This window comes from Pantoea sp. BAV 3049 (genome assembly GCF_009765445.1).
GTDB lineage: Bacteria > Pseudomonadota > Gammaproteobacteria > Enterobacterales > Enterobacteriaceae > Erwinia.
The window spans coordinates 2,310,427-2,326,141 of record NZ_WHOY01000031.1; the positions used below are offsets into that span (position 1 = coordinate 2,310,427).

Sequence of the window (15,715 nt, forward strand, 5' to 3'; positions counted from 1 at the left end):
AGATCATCAGTGAAAACGCATTGTTAACATGATGAATAACATAGGAAAAATCTTGTGGTTTTTGCGGGTGCAGAGTGCTGACAGCGTAATTCGTCAGTTTTCCGAAAATTGTGAGTAAACAGGCTGTTTCTGTCACTGATGTTATTAAAAAACCGCCCTTTCGAGGCGGTTTTTATGTCAGGCGGTATGATTATTCGGCACTTTCAGTTTTGACTGTTCCGCTTGGCTTGCGACGCTTACCAATATTTTTGGTATCGCGGTGACGTTTCTTCACGCGCGGCTTGGCTGCTTCAGCATCCTTGTCTTTCTGTTCTTTACGCTTAGCCAGAACCTTCTTGGAAGGTTTACCACTCAGTTTCTCACTTGGCGCACGGGTAGTGGGGCGCAACTCATCAACGGTACGCGCTTTCAGCGGTTCATTAACATAGCGGCTGACTTTGCCCAGCAGCACGTTGTCGTGCGCTTCCACCAGAGAGATTGCGGTGCCTTTCTTACCGGCGCGACCAGTACGCCCAATACGGTGCAGGTATGTATCCGCAGTGCGCGGCAAATCGAAGTTAAAGACGTGACTGACATCATCAATGTCGATACCACGAGCGGCCACATCGGTCGCAACCAGCACGTTCACCCGGCCGTCGACAACACGTTTTATCGCTTCGTTACGCTTAAACTGCTCAAGCTCGCCTTCGAGATAGCTGGTGTTGATGCCAGCCTCACGCAGCCAGCCGCAGAGCTCATGCACACGCTCACGCTTGCGAACGAAGACGACTGAACGTGTCACTTCTGGCTGCTGTAGCAGATGGATCAGCAGAGCGGTTTTATGCTTAACATCGTCCGCACGGTAATACCACTGCAGAATCTTTTTGCGTTCGCGGCGGGCAGGATCGGCTTCGATCTCCACTGGCTCGTTCAGCAGACGTTCGGAGAAGTCTTTGATCGCATCGCCTTCCAGCGTGGCGGAGAACAGCAGGGTCTGCTTGCGCCAGCGGGTTTCCGCCGCAATAGTCTCAATATCCTGTGCGAAGCCCATGTCCAGCATACGGTCGGCTTCGTCCAGGATCAGCGTTTCTACTGCCCGGCAGTCGAAGTTCTCTTCTTTAATGTATTGCAGCAGGCGGCCGGTGGTCGCCACCACCACATCCTGGTTTTCACTGAACACTTCGGCGTGGTTCATGTATGCCACACCACCGGTGATGGTAGCGATATCCAGATGGGTGTGTTTGGCCAGCTCACGTGCCTGGTCAGCAACCTGCATCGCCAGTTCACGGGTAGGCGTCAGCACCAGAATGCGTGGCGGGCCTGATTTTTTACGGGGAAAATCGAGCAGATGCTGTAGAGCCGGCAGCAGATATGCGGCCGTTTTGCCTGTACCGGTTGGTGCCGAACCCAGAACGTCACGACCCTCCAGTGCAGGCGGGATTGCAGCGGCCTGGATAGCAGTGGGGCGCGTGAAGCCCTTTTCCTGCAGGGCTTCCAGCAGGCTTTCATCAAGTTCGAGTTCGGAAAAAGTGGTTACAGTCATGGTCTACCTCAGTTTGGGGCGCTGATTATAGACAGATTGAACGCGATCTTCATCTGTTTGTGTGGTCTGAATGACTTTTCCTTATTTCTTAATTGCCCTATGCTAGCGCCGTTTCCCTTTCAGGTCAGTCAAATGTCTCAACAGAAAGCTATTCTCCGCGCCAACGGGTTTACTTTTAAACAATTTTTTGTCGCCCACGATCGCTGTGCGATGAAGGTTGGCACCGATGGCGTGCTGCTTGGCGCCTGGGCTCCGGTAGCGGGGGCCGGGCGGGTGCTGGATATCGGTACTGGCAGCGGGCTGATTGCTCTGATGCTGGCCCAACGTACAGCAGAAACCGTGGCAATTGATGCAGTTGAGCTGGATGAGCAGGCGGCCGGACAGGCGCAGGAGAATGCCGCTGCCTCGCCGTGGGCCGGACGAATCACTGTCTATCAGGATGATATTCTGCAGTGGGCGAAAAATTGCGGGCAGCGCTACTCGCTGATCGTGAGCAATCCGCCTTATTTTGTGCCGGGCGTCGATTGTGCCACACCCGAACGGGCTTCAGCACGCTATACCAGCGACTTAACTCACGACGTATTGCTGGCCTGTACGGAGAATCTCATTACGGAAGATGGCTATTTCTGTGTGATCCTGCCCGAATCTGCAGGTAACAAGCTGGTGGAGCTGGCGCTGCAGCGCGGCTGGCATCTGCATTTCCGCACCGATATTTCCGATAATGAAACGCGGCCGCCTAACCGCGTGCTGCTGGCGTTTTCCCCCCGTCCGGGCGAACAGTTCCTCGATCGCATGACCATCCGCGGGCCAGACCAGCGTTATTCTGAAGCGCATTGCAGCCTGACCCGCGAATTCTATCTGTTCCGGTGATTATGGCGTGAGGACAGTGGGTTTGGGATCGTCCAGTTGATTCGGATAATCCAGCGTGTAATGCAGACCCCGGCTCTCTTTTCTCTCCATTGCGCAGCGGACAATCAGTTCGGCTACCTGTACCAGGTTGCGCAACTCCAGCAGATTGTTAGAAATGCGGAAGTTGGCGTAATATTCGTCAATTTCCTGCTGCAACATAGTGATACGTCGCAGGGCACGCTCCAGTCGTTTAGTGGTGCGGACTATCCCCACGTAATCCCACATAAACAGACGTAACTCGTGCCAGTTGTGCTGAATAACCACCTGTTCATCCGAATCATCCACGCGGCTCTCGTCCCACGCAGGAAGATCTTCAACCGGCGGCACAGCCTGCAGATGTTCATTGATGTGTTCTGCGGCTGACCAGCCATAAACCAGACATTCCAGCAGAGAGTTAGAGGCGAGGCGATTCGCCCCATGCAGACCGGTATAACTGACCTCTCCAATAGCATATAACCCGGAGACATCCGTCCGTCCCTGCTGATCAACCACCACGCCGCCACAGGTGTAATGTGCAGCCGGAACGACAGGAATGGGTTCTTTGGTCAGGTCGAAGCCCAGCGTTTTCAGTTTTTCATTGATGGTCGGGAAATGCGCCTGAATGAAGTCAGCTGGTTTATGGCTGATATCCAGATACATGCAGTCGGCACCCAGCCGTTTCATCTCATGATCGATAGCGCGGGCAACAATATCCCGGGGAGCGAGCTCGGCACGTTGATCGAAATCAGGCATAAACCTTGTGCCATCCGGACGCTTCAGTACGGCTCCTTCGCCGCGTAATGCTTCAGTCAGCAGGAAGTTTCGTGCCTCAGGATGGAACAGGCAGGTTGGGTGGAACTGGTTGAACTCCAGGTTTGCCACGCGGCAACCTGCACGCCATGCCATGGCGATGCCATCACCTGATGCCACGTCCGGATTAGTGGTGTACTGGTAGACTTTCGCCGCGCCACCGGTTGCCAGTACAACGGATCGAGCACGGCAGGTTTCAACCTTCTCACGCTTGCGGTTCCAGATATAGGCTCCGATAACACGACGCTCGCCGGGCAGGCCAATTTTATCGGAGACGATCAGGTCCACGGCATTGCTGCGCTCAATGATACGGATATTCGGGAGGCTAAGGGCCTGGCTTACCAGCGTATTTTCGACGGCACGCCCTGTGGCATCGGCACTGTGCAGTATCCGGCGGTGGCTGTGCCCGCCTTCGCGGGTCAGGTGATAGGGGCCATCGCCATTCTCCGGGCTCTCTTTGTCAAACAGCATGCCGTTATCGATCAGCCACTGCACACAGTGTCTGGCGTTGCTGGCGATAAAAGAGACCGCTTCGCGCTCACATAAACCGCCCCCAGCGACCAGCGTATCCTCGACGTGGGATTCTATGCTGTCATCCTCATCGAATACCGCGGCGATGCCACCCTGAGCATAAAACGTTGAGCCTTCGCTGATTGGCCCTTTACTTAATACGGTGACCTGATGTTTCCCGGCCAGGCGGAGCGCCAGTGTAAGACCGGCGGCACCGCTACCAATAATCAATACGTCACAGTTGTAATGGGGAGAAGAAATCATATTGTTTAATTTACTAAACAGGTTGTTTGCTGAGCATAGCACCCAATTTTGGCGGTGAAAAAGTCTTTTTTCCCCGCCTCCGGGAGAGCGTGAGCCAGTCGATATTTTCATTCTTGTTGGAAATACAGCAAATTCACGGTTTTTTGTGCGTAAGAGGTTTAATATTGCGAACAGACTCGAATCACCGTGATTTAAAGATGAAAAAACAGGCTTCTTGGGGTACTCTGCGGCGTTGACGGGACGCTTTGTGCCAGCTGGCGAAAGTGAAAAGAGAAGCAGTGGCTGCTCAAATCAGTCAGAAATCATAAAAATGATCGCTGATTTATCCTCTTCCCGCACCGACATCACAAATAAAACGGCGCAACGGAACTTTACTCATGACCATCACTCTAAGCGCATGCTTGCTCAAAAAGTATGAGTTATTGCGGGGAGTTCGGAAACGCGTGGAAAAAGATTTGGGGAGACTTTACCTCGGATGAGCGAGCAGTTAACGGACCAGGTTCTCGTAGAGCGAGTTCAAAAAGGAGATCAGAAGTCATTCAATTTACTGGTGGTACGCTACCAGCATAAAGTGGCGAGCCTGGTTTCCCGCTATGTTCCGTCTGGAGATGTACCTGATGTAGTACAGGAATCATTCATTAAAGCGTATCGTGCGCTGGAATCATTCCGTGGCGATAGTGCCTTTTATACCTGGCTTTATCGGATTGCCGTCAATACGGCCAAAAATTACCTTGTTGCTCAGGGACGCCGTCCGCCATCCAGTGACGTGGATGCGATAGACGCTGAAAACTTCGAAAGTGCAGGTGCACTGAAAGAAATTTCGAACCCTGAGAACTTAATGTTGTCGGAAGAATTGAAACAGATGGTTTTTCGCACCATCGAAACGCTGCCCGAGGATCTCCGTATGGCGATTACTCTGAGGGAGCTGGATGGTCTGAGCTATGAAGAGATAGCCGCCATTATGGATTGCCCGGTCGGTACAGTTCGTTCTCGTATCTTCCGTGCTCGCGAAGCCATCGATAATAAAATTCAACCGCTTATCCAACGCTAGCGATAGCGGATACAGGAAGGGTACTGAGGCATGCAGAAAGAACAACTTTCCGCTTTAATGGACGGTGAGACTTTGGATAACGAAGTTTTGTCCGCATTGTCTAAAGACGCCGGGCTGCAACAAAACTGGGAAAGCTATCACCTGATTCGCGATACTCTGCGCGGTGATGTTGGGCAGGTCATCCATTTCGATATCTCAGCCCGGGTGGCTGCGGCAATCGCAAATGAACCGCTTGGCAAAACTACAGCGCTGATCCCGGAAGCGCAGCCAACTCCGGAACGCTATGGCAACATGCCGTTCTGGCACAAAGTCCGTCCATGGGCCGCTCAAATTACTCAGGTTGGCGTAGCCGCCTGTGTCTCGCTGGCAGTAATCGTTGGCGTGCAGCATTACAACCAGCCGCAGAACGGGCAGAGTCAGTCAGATTCGCCGGTGTTTAACACGCTGCCGATGATGGGGCAGGCTTCTCCGGTGAGTCTGGGAGTGCCTTCTGAGAGCGCAGTTAACAGCAATGCGCCACAGCAGGTGCAGGAACAGCGCCGCCGTGTGAATGCGATGCTGCAGGATTATGAATTGCAGCGCCGCTTGCATTCCGATCAGCTCCAGTTTGAGCAGAACCCTGTTCAGCAGGCTGCCGTTCAGGTTCCGGGTAATCAGTCGTTAGGAATTCAGCAGCAGTAATGAAGCAACTTTGGTGCGCCGTCAGCCTTATGGCTGGCAGCCTGATGTACTCCAGTGTCGCCCCGGCGGAAACCACCTCCGGGGCGCTATTGCAACAGATGGAGCAGGCCAGCCAGTCTCTCAATTACGAATTCGCTTACATCAACGTCTCAAGACTGGGGATCGAATCCCTGCGTTACCGTCATGCCGTGCTGAACAACAAAGTTTATGCTCAGATGCTGCAGATGGACGGGCCGCGCCGTGAAATCATCCAGCGCGGTAATGAGGTGAGTTACTTCGAACCCGGCCTGGAGCCGTTTACCCTGGCAGGGGATCACATTGTTGATGCCCTCCCGTCGCTGGTTTATGCCGATTTCCAGAAGCTGGCGGATACCTATGATTTTGTGCCTGTAGGCCGCACCCGCATTGCCGACCAGATGTGTGAGGTGATCCGCATCGTGGCCCGTGATGGCACGCGCTACAGCTACATTGTCTGGCTGGACAGCGACACCAAACTGCCACTGCGGGTCGATCTGCTTGATCATGACGGTGAGACGCTGGAGCAGTATCGCGTGGTCAGTTTCGCGGTGGATGATGGCGTGCGGAAGATGATGCAGGGGCTGGAAAAAGCCAATCTGCCACCTTCTTTATCCATTCCTGCCAGTGATAAAGTGACCTTTAACTGGACCGCAGGTTGGTTGCCGGTGGGAATGAAAGAAGTGACGCAGAGCCGCCGGCAGATCCCGTCACTGAACAAACCGGTGGAATCTCGTCTTTACTCTGATGGCCTGTTCAGTTTCTCGGTTAACGTCAGCGCGGCCGATAAAAACAGTTCGCCACAGCTATTGCGCACCGGGCGTCGTACGGTCCAGACTGAAGTACGTAATAATGCGGAAATCACGGTAGTCGGTGAACTCCCGCCATCAACCGCTAAACGTATTGCAGACGGCGTTAAACTGGGGTCGGCACAATGATGAGAGAATGGGCCACGGTGGTGTCGTGGCAGGATGGTGTGGCCACGCTGCACTCCGAAATGAAAACTTCCTGCAGCAGCTGCTCGGCCCGAAAGGGTTGCGGCAGCCACATGCTCAACAAGCTGGGGCCGAAAAACGCGCATGTGATGAAAATCGCCAGCGCTGAACCGCTGAAGGCGGGGCAACGTATTGAGCTGGGCATTGAAGAGAAAAGCCTGCTCAGTTCGGCTTTGCTTGTGTATATGACTCCGCTGCTGGGCCTGTTCATCGTTGCTGGCCTGTTCCAGATGCTGTTTCATAGCGATATTTCCGCCGCAGCGGGTGCTTTACTGGGTGGCGTTGGCGGTTTTATTGTGGCTAAGGGAATTTCGAATTTCCTCGGGAAATCTGCCTCTTTCCAGCCGGTAATCCTCAGCGTTGCACTACCTCCGGATGTTCTCCGGGTCGAAACGGATGCATAATTCCCCGGCCTGCTGTTAATAAATACTTTCAATCAACAGGTTAAGTGTTGCAGGGTCGCTTCGGCGGCCCTGTTTACTTTTGCAGTCTGGAAGACTTTTTCTTAAGGATGGTCTGGAGTGTAATGAATGGTCAGCATGGTCGTAAACTGACATCCCCCGTTGCGAATTTGATGTCCTGCTATGCGTGTGAATTCTTTCGTGTAGGGGGCTAACAGTGTAAGATGCGTGCTCATTGATGGCGGGTGCATTGCAGTAAGTGTTGACGGCCGTGTCCACCGCGAGAATTAAACCGAACGTTTAAGCGAAAATATTCATATAAATGAAGCATATAAGAAACTTTTCTGTCATCGCTCATATCGACCATGGCAAATCAACGCTCTCCGACCGTTTGATTCAGATTTGCGGTGGCCTGACCGAACGTGAAATGGCTGCACAGGTGCTGGATTCAATGGATCTGGAACGTGAACGCGGCATTACCATCAAGGCGCAGAGCGTGACGCTCGACTACCACGCGCCAGACGGTGAAACTTACCAGCTCAATTTTATCGACACCCCGGGCCACGTGGACTTCTCCTATGAAGTTTCCCGCTCGCTGGCAGCCTGCGAAGGCGCACTGCTGGTGGTTGATGCCGGGCAGGGCGTGGAAGCACAGACTCTGGCCAACTGCTACACTGCGATGGAAATGGATCTGGAAGTGGTACCGGTGCTGAACAAGATCGATCTGCCCGCGGCGGATCCCGATCGCGTATCGCAGGAAATCGAAGATATCGTCGGCATTGATGCCACCGATGCGGTACGTTGCTCCGCCAAAACTGGCGTGGGGGTACCGGATGTCCTGGAACGCCTGGTGCGTGATATCCCGCCTCCGGAAGGCGACCCTGAAGGCCCGCTGCAGGCGCTGATCATCGACTCCTGGTTTGATAACTATCTGGGCGTGGTCTCACTGGTGCGCATTAAAAACGGCACCCTGCGTAAAGGCGATAAGGTCAAAGTAATGAGCACCGGTCTGGCCTACAACGCCGACCGCCTGGGGATCTTCACCCCGAAGCGTGTTGACCGCGAAATGCTGAACTGTGGCGAAGTTGGCTGGCTGGTCTGCGCAATCAAAGATATCCTGGGTGCGCCAGTTGGGGATACCCTGACGCTGTCACGTAACCCGGCGGAAAAGGCGCTGCCAGGCTTCAAGAAAGTGAAGCCGCAGGTTTATGCCGGTCTGTTCCCAATCAGTTCAGATGACTATGAAGCCTTCCGTGATGCGCTGGGCAAACTGAGCCTGAACGATGCTTCACTGTTCTACGAGCCAGAAAGTTCCACCGCGCTGGGCTTTGGTTTCCGCTGTGGCTTCCTTGGCCTGTTGCACATGGAGATCATTCAGGAGCGTCTGGAGCGTGAATACGACCTAGATTTGATCACCACGGCACCGACCGTAGTCTACGAAGTGCTGACCACTTCCGGCGAGACGGTCTATGTTGACAGTCCGGCGAAGCTGCCGCCGCTGAACAACATCGAAGAGCTGCGTGAACCGATTGCCGAGTGCCACATGCTGCTGCCGCAGGAATACCTCGGCAACGTGATCACGCTGTGTATCGAAAAACGCGGTGTGCAGACCAACATGGTTTACCACGGTAACCAGGTTGCCCTGACTTATGAAATCCCGATGGCGGAAGTGGTGCTCGACTTCTTCGACCGCCTGAAGTCCACCTCGCGTGGTTACGCCTCGCTGGACTATAACTTTAAACGCTTCCAGGCATCCGACATGGTGCGTGTGGACGTGCTGATCAACGCCGAGCGTGTCGATGCTCTTGCGCTAATCACCCACCGTGACAACTCGCAGTATCGCGGACGTGACCTGGTGGAAAAAATGAAAGATCTCATCCCGCGTCAGCAGTTTGACATCGCGATCCAGGCGGCCATTGGTAACCACATCATTGCCCGTTCCACCGTGAAACAACTGCGTAAAAACGTCCTGGCGAAATGCTATGGCGGTGACGTCAGCCGCAAGAAAAAGCTGTTGCAGAAACAGAAAGACGGTAAGAAACGTATGAAGCAGGTGGGTAACGTTGAGTTGCCTCAGGAAGCGTTCCTTGCCATTCTCCATGTTGGTAAAGACGGTAAATAAAGCCCCAAGGCTACGAGGGAACTGGAATGGCTAATATGTTCGCCCTGATTCTGGCGATGGCAACATTACTCACCGGGATTATCTGGTGTGTGGATAAATTCAAGTGGGCTCCGGCCCGCAAGGCTAAGTCAGCCGAAGCTGCTGCCCAGTCTGGCAGTACAGGGGAGAAAGCGGTAGCGAAGCAACCTGGCTGGGTTGAAACGGCAGCGTCGGTTTTTCCGGTGCTGCTGCTGGTGTTCGTGGTGCGCTCTTTTATCTACGAACCGTTCCAGATCCCGTCAGGATCGATGATGCCAACGCTGCTGATTGGTGATTTTATTCTGGTGGAAAAATTTGCCTACGGTATTAAAGACCCGATCACCCAGACGACGTTGATCCCAACCGGTCACCCGAAGCGTGGCGATATTGCGGTCTTTAAATACCCGAAAGATCCGAGCATGGATTATATTAAACGTGTTGTCGGCTTACCGGGCGATCGCGTGAGCTATGATCCTCAGAGCAAAACCGTCACCGTTAATCCGGCCTGCTCATCCGGCGAAGCTTGCGAAACCGCATTGCCGATTACCTATTCGGACGTGCAGCCAAGCGACTTTATCCAGACCTTTAGCGGGTTTGACGGCAATGAAGTGGGCAATGGTTTTTACCAGATGCCGCAGGGCGAATCCATGCGTGGCGGGTTACGTCTGGCGACCCGCAATGAGACTCTGGGCGAGGTGACTCACCACATTCTGCTGGTGACGCAGGCTCAAAGTCAGGCAAGCTCTTACTATCAGCAGCCGGGCCAGCCGCAGTCAACATGGGTGGTGCCTCAGGGCATGTACTTCATGATGGGCGATAACCGCGATAACAGCGCAGACAGCCGTTACTGGGGCTTCGTGCCGGAGAAAAATCTGGTTGGTAAAGCAACAGCCATCTGGATGAGCTTTGAGAAGCAGGAAGGGCAATGGCCAACCGGCGTTCGCCTGAGCCGCATTGGCGGTATTCATTAATGGCCTTCGGGCACCATTGATAAAAAGGGTGGCTTCCTGCGGGGAGCCACTGCACACGAAACAGGTTCGTGTTGGCAGGTCCAGCCCTGTTCCGTGTGCAGCATAATTGACGCATTCAGATACTGGTAACACATGAATCCCATCGTAATTAACAGGCTCCAGCGGAAGTTGGGCTACACTTTTACCCATCAGGAACTGTTGCAGCAGGCGCTCACTCACCGCAGTGCCAGCAGCAAGCACAATGAAAGACTGGAGTTTCTGGGCGACTCGATCCTCAGTTATGTGATTGCCAATGCGCTCTACCACCGTTTCCCTCGTGTCGATGAAGGGGATATGAGCCGCATGCGAGCCACGCTGGTGCGTGGAAATACGCTGGCAGAAATGGCCCGTGAATTTGATTTGGGCGAGTGCCTGCGATTAGGGCCGGGCGAGCTGAAAAGCGGCGGTTTCCGCCGTGAGTCGATTCTGGCTGATACCGTAGAGGCGCTGATTGGTGGCGTCTTCCTGGATAGCGATATCCAGGTGGTGGAAAAGCTGATCCTGAACTGGTACGCCAGCCGTCTCGATCAGATCAGTCCGGGTGACAAACAGAAAGATCCAAAAACGCGTCTGCAGGAGTATCTGCAGGGTCGCCATTTGCCGCTGCCCTCCTATCTGGTGGTGCAGGTGCGGGGCGAAGCGCACGATCAGGAATTTACTATCCACTGCCAGGTAAGCGGCATGGCAGATCCGGTTGTAGGAACCGGCTCCAGCCGTCGCAAAGCTGAGCAGGCAGCAGCCGAACAGGCGCTGATTAAGCTGGGACTTGAATGAGCGAACAAACCACCCACTGCGGCTTTATTGCTATTGTAGGCCGCCCCAACGTCGGGAAATCCACCTTACTGAACCAGCTTCTGGGGCAGAAGGTGTCGATCACCTCGCGTAAACCACAAACCACCCGTCACCGCATTATGGGCATTCACACCGAAGGCGAATACCAGGCCATCTATGTGGATACCCCAGGTCTGCACATGGAAGAGAAGCGGGCGATTAACCGCCTGATGAACCGTGCAGCCAGCAGCTCCATCGGAGATGTTGAGCTGGTGATCTTTGTGGTGGAAGGCACGCGCTGGACCGCCGACGACGAGATGGTGCTGAACAAACTGAAAGATAATAAAGTGCCGGTGCTGCTGGCGATCAATAAGGTCGACAACATCACTGACAAAAGCATTCTGCTGCCGCACATGCAGTTTCTCAGCCAGCAGATGAACTTTATGGACGTGGTGCCGATCTCAGCCGAAAGTGGTAAGAATGTGGATACCATTGCCAGCATTGTGCGTAAGCGCCTGCCGGAAGCGATTCACCACTTCCCGGAAGATTACATTACGGATCGTTCTCAGCGCTTTATGGCTTCAGAGATCATCCGTGAAAAGCTGATGCGCTTCCTGGGTGCCGAACTGCCGTATTCTGTGACCGTTGAGATCGAGCAGTTCGTGACTAACGAGCGGGGAGGTTACGACATCCATGGCCTGATCCTGGTTGAGCGTGAAGGCCAGAAAAAAATGGTTATCGGTAACAAAGGCGCGAAGATCAAAACCATCGGCATTGAAGCGCGTAAAGATATGGAAGAGATGTTCGAAGCTAAAGTGCATCTGGAACTGTGGGTGAAAGTGAAGTCCGGCTGGGCGGATGATGAACGCGCCCTGCGTAGCCTGGGCTATGTAGACGACCTCTGACTCGTGGAAGGCTGGCAGCGCGCATTCGTCCTGCATGGACGCCCTTACAGCGAAACCAGCCTTTTGCTCGACCTGTTTTCTGAGAATTACGGTCGGATCCGCGTCCTTGCCAAAGGTGCGCGGGGCAAGCGCTCCAGCCTGAAGGGCGCTTTGCAACCCTTCACACCGCTGCTGGTTCGCTGGGGCGGGCGGGGCGAAGTTAAAACCCTGCGCGGTGCTGAACCTATCTCTCTTGCTCTCCCTCTTTCTGGCATCACCCTCTATTGTGGGCTGTACGTCAACGAACTGCTGGCCCGTGTGCTGGAGCAGGAAACCGCGTTTACCGAACTCTTTTTCGACTACCTGAATTGTATTCAGGAGCTGGCGGCCACCTCTGGTACACCGGAACCCGCGCTGCGCCGGTTTGAACTGGCCATGCTCGGACACCTGGGATACGGCGTGGATTTTCTGCACTGTGCAGGAAGTGGAGAAGAAGTGGCTGACGGAATGACCTACAGCTACCGGGAAGAGAAAGGTTTTATCGCCAGCCTGGTGCTGAACCATAAAACGTTTACCGGGCGCCAGCTGCGGGCGCTGTCTGAACGCACTTTTCCGGATGCCGATACCCTGCGGGCGGCCAAACGTTTCACCCGTATCGCGCTGAAACCCTATCTGGGTGGCAAACCCTTAAAGAGCCAGGAGCTTTTCCGCCAGTTTGTGCCGAAAAAACGCGCAGGCACACCGCCGGAATCAGAGTAAACCGATCAGGTCATACCGGTCCCGGCGTGGAACGATGTACACTGTTGGGACGATGGATAATTCTGAGGACCGTCATGGCTGAGTTATTGTTAGGCGTAAATATCGATCACGTTGCTACCGTCCGTAATGCGCGCGGTACCAATTATCCCGATCCGGTGCAGGCCGCTTTTGTTTCAGAGCAGGCAGGCGCTGATGGCATCACCGTTCACCTGCGCGAAGACCGCCGTCATATTACCGACCGCGACGTTAAGATCCTGCGTCAGACGATCCAGACCAGAATGAACCTGGAAATGGCCGTCACCGATGAAATGGTCGACATTGCCTGCGAAATCAAACCGCATTTCTGTTGTCTGGTGCCGGAAAAGCGTGAAGAAGTGACGACTGAAGGTGGACTGGACGTCGCGGGGCAGCTGGACAAAATCACCACAGCGGTATCCCGTCTGTCAGAAGCCGGGATCCTGGTATCACTGTTTATTGATGCCGATCACCAGCAGATTGATGCGGCGATGGCTTCCGGCGCACCCTATATCGAAATTCATACCGGAGCCTATGCCGATGCAGCAGAAGGACGGGAGCGGGATGCTGAGTTCCGGCGGATCAAAGATGCCGCTGCCTATGCGGACGGGAAAGGGCTGAAAGTTAACGCCGGTCACGGACTGACTTACCACAACGTCCAGCCGATTGCCGCACTGCCGCAGATGCATGAACTGAACATTGGCCACTCAATAATTGGTCGTGCAGTGATGAGCGGTCTGGCAGATGCGGTCAGAGAGATGAAAGACCTGCTGCGGGAAGCGCGTCGCTAATGGCTATCCTTGGCCTCGGCACCGACATCGTGGAGATCTCCCGGATTGAAGGGGTAATCTCCCGATCCGGTGACAGGCTGGCAAAACGGGTCTTGAGCGAAAACGAGTGGGCGCAGTATCAGGCACATCAGCAGCCAGTGCGCTTTCTTGCCAAGCGGTTTGCCGTTAAAGAAGCGGCGGCCAAGGCTTTTGGGACCGGTATTCGCGGTGGTCTGGCGTTTAATCAGTTCGAAGTGTACAACGACGAATTAGGCAAGCCGGGTCTGCGCTTTTTCCAGCAGGCATCGGAAGTGGCAAAGAAGCTGGGCGTGGCTCATGTGCACGTAACGCTGGCCGATGAGCGGCACTATGCTTGCGCCACGGTGATTATCGAAAGCTGATAAGCGGTACTACGCCTGTGCAAACGTGATTATTCAAAGCTGACAAGCAGCATTACTCTTGTGCAACCGTAATTATCTGGGCGAAAGCCATTTCGCCCTCTCTCATCACGAGACAGCGTGATGCAGCACCACAAACTTCTCCCACAGCAGCTCGGTGCTCTCGGTATGGTCCGGGTCAGTAATGATGGTGTTATCGATAGGGCAGACCTGCTGGCAGGTTGGGGTATCGTAATGGCCCACGCATTCGGTGCAGCGGTTCACATCAATTTCATAGATGCTGGCCCCCATGGAGATTGCCTCGTTAGGGCATTCCGGTTCGCACATATCGCAATTGATGCAGCGTTTAGTGATTAATAAAGCCATGCTGAAACTGTTACCCTGATGCCCTTAGCGTTAGAAGGGCGATAATTTACCACATCTGTTGCGGAACCTGGCGTTTATTTGTCCTCACGGATGCCAGAGTGAGGATTTGGCAATACCGGCGACATACTGCATTTTAGTGACATCCTGCACGGCCAGGCGGATTGGCGCATGATCTTCATTGACCGGCAGCAGATGGTAAAAGCCGTCACGCTTGAACAGAAAGGTTTTCACCATCACCTCGCCAGACTTGGTCACCACCAGAACCTCATCGCCGGGATGAAAATTCTGGTTAGGCTCCACGATCACGAATTCACCTTCCTTGATCCTTGGCATCATCGAATCACCCACACACTTCAGTGCATAGACATCGTGGTCGCATGAAGGCCAACGCAAAAAACCATCTCCGTTGCCGACGGGATACTGCATATCACTCCAGTAACCGCCATGTCCCAGCTGGGTATTCCCCAGGACAGGAACCTTTTGCAGCGAGAGTTTCAGGTAACTTTCGCCTTCAGGGATACCCGTCCCCCTCTGAATCATCTCCAGATTACTCTCGATCAGATCGGTAGCTGAAACGTTGAAATAGTCAGCAAGGAACTTCAGCGTGGTATACCTGGGATCTTTCACCTCACCGGTCAGTAACCGGTGCAGCGTTGACTGCTGCAGCTTCACTTTTTTAGAAAGTTCGGTAACGCTGCCGATCCCGTCTTTATCCATTAAGTACTTAATATTTCTGTTAAAAACGTCCAGATCGAAGATCATATTTCGTCCCGTTGAACCTGTTTTAAAGCGATAATGCATTGTATTTGGCGCTGTTAAGTCGTTTGCGGTTTGCCGTGTAATGCATTTTAGTATAAATTGCTTTCAAAGTCATTACGACTGTATAAATGTACAGTGTGAATCAAACGAGCAATGAGGATCTCTGATGCGTGATATTCAAAAAGTGTTAGAACGATGGGGCAGTTGGGCAGCAGCCGAAGGGTCACAGCTGGACTGGTCGCCGGTGGCCGCGGGTTTTAAAGGCTTGCTTCCTTCGGAGGGGAAATCTCGTCTTTCATGCTGTGACAGCGACGGAATGATTGTGGATTCCGCCATTGCCAGGCTGAATAAAGTAGGGCGAATGGATGAGGTGGAACTGATCATGCTGCATTATATGTGGAATGTCTCCAAATCGGCTATTGCCCGAAAGAAGAAATGCTCTGAAGGGAAAATAAGAAATCAGCTGATGATTGCAGAAACGTTTATCGATGCGTGCATTATTATGAGTGATGCTGAACTTGAAATGGATCGCTGGGTATAAATGTTAAGAAAAATCTTTTCGTAACGAATTATGGCTGTTACCCTGGTAACGTGAATTTATACAGGTACAACATTTTTAAATTTTAATGGAAAAAATGTTGAGATGGCTTTTCGTAACGAAATAATATTGATAACTTATTAGCATGTAATTTAGTTAATAAAAAAT

The 15,715-nt window shown here is 53.3% G+C and carries 17 protein-coding genes; 13 read left to right on the forward strand and 4 right to left on the reverse strand.

Features of this window, described 5'->3' with window-relative positions; genetic code table 11:
• Positions 1 to 190: 190 nt before the first annotated feature.
• Entirely contained in the window at positions 191 to 1,522 is a 1,332-nt protein-coding gene (gene srmB, locus GSQ70_RS11685; RefSeq protein ID WP_158782697.1) for an ATP-dependent RNA helicase SrmB, read from the reverse strand.
• Between the two features lie 132 nt (positions 1,523 to 1,654).
• Between srmB and GSQ70_RS11690 the strand changes: the two genes are divergently transcribed.
• Positions 1,655 to 2,392 carry a tRNA1(Val) (adenine(37)-N6)-methyltransferase gene (locus tag GSQ70_RS11690; RefSeq protein WP_158782698.1) on the forward strand — a complete coding sequence of 246 codons (738 nt, stop codon included), beginning with the start codon at positions 1,655 to 1,657 and terminating at the stop codon, positions 2,390 to 2,392.
• Here the strand turns inward: GSQ70_RS11690 and nadB are convergent, their stop codons facing one another.
• Positions 2,393 to 3,994, reverse strand: coding sequence for an L-aspartate oxidase (gene nadB / locus GSQ70_RS11695; protein ID WP_158782699.1), 1,602 nt, complete (start codon positions 3,992 to 3,994; stop codon positions 2,393 to 2,395).
• A gap of 475 nt (positions 3,995 to 4,469) precedes the next feature.
• On the opposite strand from nadB, the gene rpoE reads away from it, so the two are divergent.
• The 11 genes from rpoE to acpS all read left to right on the forward strand — a co-directional run bounded on the left by rpoE (position 4,470) and on the right by acpS (position 13,887).
• Entirely contained in the window at positions 4,470 to 5,045 is a 576-nt protein-coding gene (rpoE, locus tag GSQ70_RS11700) for an RNA polymerase sigma factor RpoE (protein ID WP_158782700.1), read from the forward strand.
• A 30-nt stretch (positions 5,046 to 5,075) separates the two neighbouring features.
• Positions 5,076 to 5,726: an anti-sigma-E factor RseA gene (gene rseA / locus GSQ70_RS11705; protein WP_158782701.1), complete on the forward strand. Its 651-nt coding sequence runs from the start codon at positions 5,076 to 5,078 to the stop codon at positions 5,724 to 5,726.
• Complete coding sequence (gene rseB, locus GSQ70_RS11710) at positions 5,726 to 6,679, forward strand: sigma-E factor regulatory protein RseB (RefSeq protein ID WP_158782702.1); 954 nt, start codon at positions 5,726 to 5,728, stop codon at positions 6,677 to 6,679. Before rseA ends, rseB begins: the two co-directional genes overlap by 1 nt.
• Positions 6,676 to 7,140 carry a SoxR-reducing system protein RseC gene (gene rseC, locus GSQ70_RS11715; RefSeq protein WP_158782703.1) on the forward strand — a complete coding sequence of 155 codons (465 nt, stop codon included), beginning with the start codon at positions 6,676 to 6,678 and terminating at the stop codon, positions 7,138 to 7,140. Before rseB ends, rseC begins: the two co-directional genes overlap by 4 nt.
• A 319-nt stretch (positions 7,141 to 7,459) precedes the next feature.
• A complete protein-coding gene (lepA, locus tag GSQ70_RS11720) occupies positions 7,460 to 9,259 on the forward strand; it encodes a translation elongation factor 4 (RefSeq protein WP_158782704.1) in 1,800 nt (599 codons plus the stop codon).
• Between the two features lie 26 nt (positions 9,260 to 9,285).
• Positions 9,286 to 10,248, forward strand: coding sequence for a signal peptidase I (lepB, locus tag GSQ70_RS11725; RefSeq protein WP_158782705.1), 963 nt, complete (start codon positions 9,286 to 9,288; stop codon positions 10,246 to 10,248).
• 132 nt (positions 10,249 to 10,380) lie between these two features.
• Positions 10,381 to 11,061: a ribonuclease III gene (gene rnc, locus GSQ70_RS11730; RefSeq protein WP_158782706.1), complete on the forward strand. Its 681-nt coding sequence runs from the start codon at positions 10,381 to 10,383 to the stop codon at positions 11,059 to 11,061.
• Entirely contained in the window at positions 11,058 to 11,963 is a 906-nt protein-coding gene (gene era / locus GSQ70_RS11735; RefSeq protein ID WP_158782707.1) for a GTPase Era, read from the forward strand. The genes rnc and era overlap by 4 nt, the downstream gene beginning before the upstream one ends.
• A gap of 3 nt (positions 11,964 to 11,966) precedes the next feature.
• On the forward strand, positions 11,967 to 12,701 hold the full coding sequence (gene recO / locus GSQ70_RS11740) for a DNA repair protein RecO (protein WP_158782708.1): 735 nt from the start codon (positions 11,967 to 11,969) through the stop codon (positions 12,699 to 12,701).
• Positions 12,702 to 12,775: 74 nt separating this feature from the next.
• Positions 12,776 to 13,507 carry a pyridoxine 5'-phosphate synthase gene (pdxJ, locus tag GSQ70_RS11745; protein WP_158782709.1) on the forward strand — a complete coding sequence of 244 codons (732 nt, stop codon included), beginning with the start codon at positions 12,776 to 12,778 and terminating at the stop codon, positions 13,505 to 13,507.
• Positions 13,507 to 13,887, forward strand: coding sequence for a holo-ACP synthase (gene acpS / locus GSQ70_RS11750; protein ID WP_158782710.1), 381 nt, complete (start codon positions 13,507 to 13,509; stop codon positions 13,885 to 13,887). Before pdxJ ends, acpS begins: the two co-directional genes overlap by 1 nt.
• A 105-nt stretch (positions 13,888 to 13,992) precedes the next feature.
• Here the strand turns inward: acpS and GSQ70_RS11755 are convergent, their stop codons facing one another.
• Together GSQ70_RS11755 and GSQ70_RS11760 are read right to left on the reverse strand one after the other, a co-directional pair.
• Positions 13,993 to 14,250 carry a YfhL family 4Fe-4S dicluster ferredoxin gene (locus tag GSQ70_RS11755; protein WP_158782711.1) on the reverse strand — a complete coding sequence of 86 codons (258 nt, stop codon included), beginning with the start codon at positions 14,248 to 14,250 and terminating at the stop codon, positions 13,993 to 13,995.
• A gap of 84 nt (positions 14,251 to 14,334) precedes the next feature.
• A complete protein-coding gene (locus GSQ70_RS11760; protein WP_233268277.1) occupies positions 14,335 to 14,967 on the reverse strand; it encodes a S24 family peptidase in 633 nt (210 codons plus the stop codon).
• A 208-nt stretch (positions 14,968 to 15,175) separates the two neighbouring features.
• Here GSQ70_RS11760 and GSQ70_RS11765 point away from each other — a divergent pair, with 208 nt between their 5' ends.
• Positions 15,176 to 15,550, forward strand: coding sequence for an antiterminator Q family protein (locus GSQ70_RS11765; RefSeq protein ID WP_158782713.1), 375 nt, complete (start codon positions 15,176 to 15,178; stop codon positions 15,548 to 15,550).
• The last annotated feature ends 165 nt before the right edge of the window (positions 15,551 to 15,715 follow it).

Bases quoted from the DNA above. Each gene is read 5' to 3' on its own strand.
- srmB (WP_158782697.1), bottom strand. From the start codon at position 1,522: ATGACTGTAACCACTTTTTCCGAACTCGAACTTGATGAAAGCCTGCTG.
- GSQ70_RS11690 (WP_158782698.1), top strand. From the start codon at position 1,655: ATGTCTCAACAGAAAGCTATTCTCCGCGCCAACGGGTTTACTTTTAAA.
- nadB (WP_158782699.1), bottom strand. From the start codon at position 3,994: ATGATTTCTTCTCCCCATTACAACTGTGACGTATTGATTATTGGTAGC.
- rpoE (WP_158782700.1), top strand. From the start codon at position 4,470: ATGAGCGAGCAGTTAACGGACCAGGTTCTCGTAGAGCGAGTTCAAAAA.
- rseA (WP_158782701.1), top strand. From the start codon at position 5,076: ATGCAGAAAGAACAACTTTCCGCTTTAATGGACGGTGAGACTTTGGAT.
- rseB (WP_158782702.1), top strand. From the start codon at position 5,726: ATGAAGCAACTTTGGTGCGCCGTCAGCCTTATGGCTGGCAGCCTGATG.
- rseC (WP_158782703.1), top strand. From the start codon at position 6,676: ATGATGAGAGAATGGGCCACGGTGGTGTCGTGGCAGGATGGTGTGGCC.
- lepA (WP_158782704.1), top strand. From the start codon at position 7,460: ATGAAGCATATAAGAAACTTTTCTGTCATCGCTCATATCGACCATGGC.
- lepB (WP_158782705.1), top strand. From the start codon at position 9,286: ATGGCTAATATGTTCGCCCTGATTCTGGCGATGGCAACATTACTCACC.
- rnc (WP_158782706.1), top strand. From the start codon at position 10,381: ATGAATCCCATCGTAATTAACAGGCTCCAGCGGAAGTTGGGCTACACT.
- era (WP_158782707.1), top strand. From the start codon at position 11,058: ATGAGCGAACAAACCACCCACTGCGGCTTTATTGCTATTGTAGGCCGC.
- pdxJ (WP_158782709.1), top strand. From the start codon at position 12,776: ATGGCTGAGTTATTGTTAGGCGTAAATATCGATCACGTTGCTACCGTC.
- acpS (WP_158782710.1), top strand. From the start codon at position 13,507: ATGGCTATCCTTGGCCTCGGCACCGACATCGTGGAGATCTCCCGGATT.
- GSQ70_RS11755 (WP_158782711.1), bottom strand. From the start codon at position 14,250: ATGGCTTTATTAATCACTAAACGCTGCATCAATTGCGATATGTGCGAA.
- GSQ70_RS11760 (WP_233268277.1), bottom strand. From the start codon at position 14,967: ATGGATAAAGACGGGATCGGCAGCGTTACCGAACTTTCTAAAAAAGTG.
- GSQ70_RS11765 (WP_158782713.1), top strand. From the start codon at position 15,176: ATGCGTGATATTCAAAAAGTGTTAGAACGATGGGGCAGTTGGGCAGCA.